6 protein-coding genes are annotated in these 6,835 nt (G+C 73.7%); 3 read left to right on the top strand and 3 right to left on the bottom strand.

Translation table 11 applies throughout. The annotated features are described in order from the left end of the window. Positions 1 to 53 precede the first annotated feature (53 nt). From ACWGN5_RS41445 to ACWGN5_RS41435, 3 genes are all read left to right on the top strand, one after another. Positions 54 to 830, top strand: coding sequence for a DUF817 domain-containing protein (locus ACWGN5_RS41445; protein WP_453524113.1), 777 nt, complete (start codon positions 54 to 56; stop codon positions 828 to 830). Between the two features lie 200 nt (positions 831 to 1,030). Continuing rightward, complete coding sequence (locus tag ACWGN5_RS41440) at positions 1,031 to 1,234, top strand: cold-shock protein (RefSeq protein WP_015031667.1); 204 nt, start codon at positions 1,031 to 1,033, stop codon at positions 1,232 to 1,234. Positions 1,235 to 1,328: 94 nt separating this feature from the next. Next, on the top strand, positions 1,329 to 2,705 hold the full coding sequence (locus ACWGN5_RS41435; RefSeq protein WP_453524109.1) for a DEAD/DEAH box helicase: 1,377 nt from the start codon (positions 1,329 to 1,331) through the stop codon (positions 2,703 to 2,705). Positions 2,706 to 2,766: 61 nt separating this feature from the next. Here ACWGN5_RS41435 and ACWGN5_RS41430 read toward each other — a convergent pair whose 3' ends face one another. From ACWGN5_RS41430 to ACWGN5_RS41420, 3 genes are all read right to left on the bottom strand, one after another. After that, complete coding sequence (locus ACWGN5_RS41430) at positions 2,767 to 3,375, bottom strand: hypothetical protein (RefSeq protein ID WP_453524107.1); 609 nt, start codon at positions 3,373 to 3,375, stop codon at positions 2,767 to 2,769. A 115-nt stretch (positions 3,376 to 3,490) separates the two neighbouring features. After that, on the bottom strand, positions 3,491 to 6,052 hold the full coding sequence (locus ACWGN5_RS41425) for an MDR family MFS transporter (RefSeq protein WP_453524104.1): 2,562 nt from the start codon (positions 6,050 to 6,052) through the stop codon (positions 3,491 to 3,493). A 101-nt stretch (positions 6,053 to 6,153) separates the two neighbouring features. Next, on the bottom strand, positions 6,154 to 6,702 hold the full coding sequence (locus ACWGN5_RS41420; RefSeq protein WP_453524102.1) for a hypothetical protein: 549 nt from the start codon (positions 6,700 to 6,702) through the stop codon (positions 6,154 to 6,156). Positions 6,703 to 6,835: the final 133 nt, after the last annotated feature.

Here is a 6,835-nt window from a genome sequence, read left to right as displayed (position 1 = left end):
CCGCCGCGCGGACGCGGCGAACCGAACACGGGTGCCCGCGCGTCCCTCCCGCCATGAGGACGCTCACCCACGGCATACGCCAGCTGCTGCGCTTCGCGGTCCTGGAGGCCCGCTGCTGCGCCTTCGCCGTCGCGCTCGTCGGCGGCATCGCCGTCTCCGCCCTGCTGCCGGAGCTGCCGGTCGCCCGCTACGACCTGCTGTTCCTGTACGGCGTCGGCCTCACCGTCCTCGCGTGGAAGGTCGGCTGGGACACCGGCCGGGACGTCGCGGTGATCGCCGGGTGCCATGTCATCGGCCTCCTCTTCGAGCTGGTCAAGGTGCGCATGGGCTCGTGGAGTTATCCGGAGGACGGCCTGACGAAGTTCGGCGGCGTCCCGCTGTACGGCGGGTTCCTGTACGCGGCGCTGGGCAGTTACGTCTGCCGGGCCTGGCGCCTGTTCGACCTGCGGCTCACGGGCTACCGGCCGCGGATCACGGCGGCCCTCGCCGCGGCCGTGTACGTGAACTTCTTCAGCCACCACTGGCTGCCCGACGCCCGCTGGGCCCTGGCCGCGCTGCTCCTGGCCGCGACGGCGGGGACCTGGGTCCGGTTCCGGGTCGGCGAGAGCGACCACCGGATGCCCCTGGCCCTGTCGTTCGTCCTGATCGGCTTCTTCCTCTGGGTCGCCGAGAACGCGGCCACCTACGTCGGCGCCTGGAGCTATCCGGACCAGCTGCACGGCTGGCAGCCGGTGTCCCTGGCGAAGTTCGGCGCCTGGGCGCTGCTCGTCACGGTCACGTTCGTCCTGGTGGCCCGGCACGGCAATCGGGAGAATCGGACATTTTCCTAGCTTGACCACCGGATGCCGTGCTACAGTCGAGATCAGTTGCAGTCGTGGTTCCCAAAGAACTTACAAGTGCCTTTGACGATTCGACATCGTCAGGCACTTTATGTGTTTTCGGTGCAGTTTTCCGGACGGGGCAATCATCACGGCGACGCCGGGATCCGCACAGTGCGGGTTCCAGGGCTACGCCCCGAAGGAGATATGTCATGGCCAACGGCACCGTGAAGTGGTTCAACTCGGAAAAGGGCTTCGGCTTCATCGAGCAGGAGGGTGGCGGCCCGGACGTGTTCGCCCACTACTCCAACATCGCCACCTCGGGCTTCCGTGAGCTCCAGGAAGGCCAGAAGGTGACCTTCGACGTCACGCAGGGCCAGAAGGGCCCGCAGGCGGAGAACATCCTCCCCGCCTGACGTTGACACGTCCGACGCGGCCGGGACCCCACCCTTGTGGTGCGGGCCCCGGCCCGTCGCATTTTCCAGACCTTTCCGACGGACCAGGTGCCGCATGACCACCACGCCCCGCAACGACGCCCCCGCGGCGGCCACGACCTTCGCCGCGTTCGGCCTGCCGGCCGAGCTGCTCGCGGAGCTCACCCGCCGCGGTGTCGAAGCGCCCTTCCCGATCCAGGCCGCCACGCTGCCGGACGCGCTCGCGGGCCGCGACGTGCTCGGCCGCGGGCAGACCGGGTCCGGCAAGACGCTCGCGTTCGGCCTGCCGCTCCTCGCCCGCACCGCCGGGCGCCGGGCCGAGGCCCGCAAGCCGCTCGCCCTGGTCCTGGTCCCCACCCGCGAGCTGGCACAGCAGGTCGGCGACGCCCTCGCCCCCTACGCCGAGGTCCTGAAGCTGCGCCTGGCCACCGTCGTCGGCGGTCTGTCGATCGGACGGCAGGCGACCGCGCTGCGGGACGGCGCCGAGGTCGTCATCGCCACCCCGGGCCGGCTCATGGACCTCGTCGAGCGCAAGGACTGCCGCCTCGACCGGGTCGCCGTCACCGTCCTCGACGAGGCCGACCGCATGGCCGACATGGGCTTCCTGCCGCAGGTCAGCGAGATCCTGGACCAGGTGCCGGGGACCGGCCAGCGGCTGCTGTTCTCGGCCACGCTCGACCGGGACGTCGACGCGCTGGTCGAGCGCTACCTCCAGGACCCGGCCGCCCACTCCGTCGACCCCTCGGCCGCCGCGGTCTCCACCATGGAGCACCACGTGCTGCACGTGCACGGCCCCGACAAGTTCGCCACCGCCACGGAGATCGCCGCCCGCGACGGGCGCGTGATCATGTTCCTGCGCACCAAGGCCTCCGTCGACCGCTTCGCCAAGCACCTGCTCGGCAGCGGAGTACGGGCCGCGGCGCTGCACGGCGGCAAGTCGCAGCCGCTGCGGGCCAGGACCCTGGAGCGCTTCAGGAGCGGCGAGGTCCCCGTCCTGGTCGTCACGGACGTGGCGGCGCGCGGCATCCACGTCGACGAGCTCGACCTGGTCGTCAACGTCGACCCGCCCGCCGACGCCAAGGACTACCTCCACCGCGGCGGGCGCACCGCGCGCGCCGGTGAGTCCGGGCTCGTCGTCACGCTGGTGACGGACGAGGAGCGCCGGGACGTGGCCCGGCTCATGACGGAGGCCGGCATCCGGCCCCGTACCACCCGGGTGCGCTCCGGCGAGGCCGAGCTGACCCGGATCACCGGCGCCCGGAAGCCCTCGGGCGTACCGGTCGACGGCAGCGCGCCGAGCCAGGAGGGCGGCAAGCGCGGTGGCGCGGCCTTCCGGGGCATGGGCACCGTCCCGGGCCGCCCGGGCCGCGCGAAGAACGAGTCTCGCCGCGCCGCCGAGGCCCGCAAGACCGCCGAGGCCCGCCGGGCCGCGAAGGTCCGGCGGGGCGGCTGAGCTCACGGTCCGGCGTCCCGGCCGGCCGGAGCGCGGGCTCCGGCCGGTGTGACGGAGGCCGTCAGACGCTCCAGATCTCCTTCATGGTGGCCACTTCGCCCTTGGCGTTCAGCGTGACCTCGTACACGTTGTTGTAGCAGCCGTAGGGGGCCTCCACCTTGGGGTAGTCCTCGGTGGGCGCCCCGATCTCCTGGGCGTGGCAGCGGTCGATGTGCAGCGCGAGCTGCTCGTGGTCGACCTGCTTCGTCTGGCCGGGGCCGAGGGCGAGGTACGCCTTGACGTCCTTGGGCAGCACGTAGTGCTTGGTCGGGTCCCCCGGCTCGGCGCCGTAGATCCAGTCGTTCGGCGTGCAGTGCGGCTTGGCCTCGGAACCCTCGAAGCCGCCGGAGTCCCGCATGAGCTGGACCTTCAGCTTGATGACCCCGGCCGGCAGGGTCGGCGGCGTGCCGCAGTCCCCGCCCTTTCCGTCACCGTCGACGTCGTCGGCCGGGGCTCCGTCTCCGGCCTCGGCGGGGTCCGATGTCGCGGATGCCGTGCCGGAAGGCGAGGCGGTGGCGCCGGAACCTCCGCTCGCGCCCTGGGCGCCGGGGTCCTCCGGACCGCAGGCGGCGATGCCGCTCAGGGCACCGAGCAGCACGATCGCGCTGAGAACACGGCGAGTTGAGGTCATTCTTCCATTCCCCCGAATGTAGAGAGCTCGATGTCGTGATCATGATTGATCGACGGGGCTTTCTACACCACGGAGTTGCCGGAGAGCCAATCGGCGCGACCGGGGGCGAGGCCGGTCAGTCCTGCGCCGACGCCCTCCTCGTGACCAGCACGCCCGCGAGGAGGCTCGCGAGGAGCAGGAGCCCGGACGTGCACCAGAGGGCGACGGAGTAGGCGCTCAGGACGGCCGCGTTCGACTGCGCGACGGCCTCGGCCGCCCCTGCCGGGAGCTGGTGCGGGTCGATGAGCGCGCCGCTCCTGGCCGCGTCCGTCAGGGCTTGCGGAAGGCCCTCGACCTCTGACAGGCGGCCGGAGATCGCCGAGGCGATGATGCTGCCGGACAGCGGGAGGGCGAGCCGGCCGCCGAGGCTCTGGGCCGCCAGGAGCGCGCCCGCCGTGCCGCCGGAGCCCTGCGGGCCGGACGCGCCGGTCGCGGTGTCGAGGAGCGGCCCGAGGGCCAGACCGAGGCCCAGGCCGAGGAGGAGGAGGCCGGGCAGCACGAGGGCGGCGTACGAGCTGTCGGCCTCGAGCCGGGCCAGGAGTCCCACGCCGACGGCCGCGACGACCAGGCCCGGGACGACGAGCAGGCGGGGCGCGAGCCGGGCCTGGAGGCGGCCGGAGACCTGGGCGGCCACGAGGACGGCGACGGCCAGGGGCAGCAGGGCCAGGCCGGTCCGGGACGGCGTGTAGCTCAGTCCGGCCTGCAGGTACAGGGACAGGACCAGGAACACGGTGGGCGTGCTCATGCCGACGAGGGTGAGGGCGAGGAGGGAGCCGACCCGGTCACGGTTCGTGAAGAGCCCCGGCGGGACGAGCGGGCTGCTCGTGTGGGTCTGCCACCAGGCGAAGGTCCCCAGGACGGCCGCGCCGAGCAGCAGGAGGCGGACGGTCCAGGGTGCCGCCCATCCGCTGCCGTGGACCTCCGCCTGGTGGAAGCCGTAGAGGAGCGCGGCGAGCCCGCCGGTGCCGAGCAGCAGGCCCGGTACGTCGAGGCGGGCCGGGGTACGGGCGGACCGGTCGTCCGCCAGCCGGACCGCGGGGATCAGAGCGACGAGGGCGAGCGGGACGGCGGCGTAGAAGCACCAGCGCCAGCTCAGGGTCTCGACCAGCAAGCCGCCCGTGAACGCTCCGACGGCCAGGCCGCCGCCCGCGAACACGGCGTAGATCCCGAAGGCCGTACCGCGCTCCCTCCGGTCGGTGAAGCCGCCGGCCACCAGGGCGAGGGCGGCCGAGGAGAGCAGCGCGGCGAAGGCGCCCTGGAGGGCGTACGCCGCGAGGAAGACGGGGGTGGCGGGGGCGATTCCGCCGAGTACGGAGGCGGCGGCGAAGCCGGCGAGGCCGACGATCGCCGCCCGTTTGCGGCCCAGGAGATCGGTGAGGTGCCCGCCGAGCAGGAGCAGGGCGCCGAAGGCGATCCCGTACGCGAAGGGCAGCAGTGGGAGGTCGTCGACGGAGAGGCCGAGGTCGGCCTGGATGACCGGCAGCGCCGCGTTCGTGGTCGTCGAGCCGACGAGGACCAGGAACTGCGCCAGTACGGCGACGGCGAGTCCGGCCCACCGCCGGGGCGACGGGTGCGTCGGGGCGGCCGGGGCGGTGGGCGGGCCCCACGCTCCGGGCACGGCGTCCACGGCGGGCCCGAATCCGGGCGGCGGGTTTCCGCCCGCCGGCGTGGTCGGGGTGTGGGCGGGGTGCGGCGGGGCCTGCACGGGGAGCCGCGGGTCCGGGATCGCCGCCCGCGTCTCCGGGGCGAAGTCCAGCAACTTGGCGGCGTGACGGCCGAGTTGGGCGAGTACGGAGCCGGGCAGCCACTCCTCGGACGGGTCCGTCGCCGTGCGCGCCGCCACCTCGGCGGGTGTCGGTCGCCGCGTCGGGTCCTTGTGGAGGCATTCCCGTACGAGATCGACCAGCGAGTCCGGCACGCCCGTGAGGTCGGGCTCGTCCTCCGCGATCCGGAAGAGGTGCGCGCTGAGGCCGGTGTCGGTGGCGCCGAAGAGGAGCCGGCCGGTGGCGGCGTACACGAGGACGGCACCCAGGCAGAACACATCGCTGGCGGGGGTGAGTTCGAGTCCGCGGACCTGCTCGGGGGACATGAAGCCGGGCGAGCCGATCAGCATGCCGGTGCGGGTGTGCAGGCTGTCTCCGCCGAGGCCGTCCATGGCCCGCGCGATGCCGAAGTCGATCACGCGCGGCCCGTCCACGGTCACGAGGACGTTGGACGGCTTGAGGTCGCGGTGGATCAGTCCCGCCGCGTGCACGGACTGCAGCGCCACGGCGAGCCGGTGGGCGAGGACGCGGACCGAGTGCTCGGGCAGCGGGCCGAAGTCCTTGGCCACGACGGTGGTCAGGTCGGGCCCGGGGATGTACTGGGTGGCCACCCACGGCACCGGCGCCTCGGTGTCGGCGTCGAGCACGGCCGCCGTCCACTCCCCGCCCACCCGGCGTGCGGCCTCCACCTCGCGGGCGAAGCGCCGGCGGAACTCGGGCTCCCGGGCGTACTCGGCCTGCACCACCTTCACGGCGACCGTCCGCCCCGCCTCGGACCGGCCGAGGTACACCAGTCCCATCCCGCCCGCGCCGAGCCGGGCGATGAGGCGGTACGGGCCGATGCGCGTCGGGTCTTCGGTGATCAACTGGTCCACGGCAGCAACATAGTTGACGCGCGCCCGGTCCGGTGCGGGATCGACGGAACCACGGGCCGGGTCACGACGGGCATCGCCGTCCCCCGGTCGGCCGGAAGGCCTCACGTCGCGAGGCGTTCGCCGGACGGTTCCGCGACGACGATCTGGAGGTGCGACGGGGCGTACCTGCGGGCCTTGGTCACCATCTTCCGCAGGTCGAACCCGGTGCGGGGGACGGCGACATGGATCGGCGCGGGCATGGCCGGGTCGTGCGCGGGGACGGGCCCGCCGGCCGGCAGGGCCACGCCGGGGCGCAGCCGCGCCCCGATCAGGGCGTGCGTGCCGCCCTCCGGGGTGGCCACGACGAACTGGGTGATGTCGCTCCAGGGCAGCGGGACCGCGCCGAACCGGGCGCCGGACGCGTCGAACTGGAACGCCGTCCGCCGGTTCTCGTACCAGGAGACGATGAAGGGGACCGCCGCGACGATGACGACGCCGCCCTTCATGTCGAGCGCCCATCCGAGCAGGACGGCCAGCGCGACGACGCCCACGATCGCCCCCCACAGTCCCGCCTGGTCCCGCGCGGAGAACGGGTGGGTGACCCGGTAGCGCTCCCATCGGGCGGCGCGGCGGGTGGGCCGCGCGCCCGGTGTGCTGCCGGACTGTGCCATGACGCTGTCTCCCTCGCTCGACGACGCGGGTCGGGGGGGCCCCCCCCCGCCGCCGCCCCCCCCCCCGCGCCCCCCCCGGGGCGGCGCCCCGCGCCGCCCCGGGAAAAAGGGGGGATCGAAGGGGTGGGGGAGG

The organism is Streptomyces sp. NPDC055815 (assembly GCF_053616475.1).
The sequence above is the reverse complement of the archived record's forward strand: the minus strand, read 5'-3'. Positions and strand labels throughout refer to the sequence as shown.

Coding starts and splice junctions, on each gene's coding strand:
- ACWGN5_RS41435 (WP_453524109.1), top strand. CDS start 1,329: ATGACCACCACGCCCCGCAACGACGCCCCCGCGGCGGCCACGACCTTC.
- ACWGN5_RS41440 (WP_015031667.1), top strand. CDS start 1,031: ATGGCCAACGGCACCGTGAAGTGGTTCAACTCGGAAAAGGGCTTCGGC.
- ACWGN5_RS41420 (WP_453524102.1), bottom strand. CDS start 6,702: ATGGCACAGTCCGGCAGCACACCGGGCGCGCGGCCCACCCGCCGCGCC.
- ACWGN5_RS41445 (WP_453524113.1), top strand. CDS start 54: ATGAGGACGCTCACCCACGGCATACGCCAGCTGCTGCGCTTCGCGGTC.
- ACWGN5_RS41430 (WP_453524107.1), bottom strand. CDS start 3,375: ATGACCTCAACTCGCCGTGTTCTCAGCGCGATCGTGCTGCTCGGTGCC.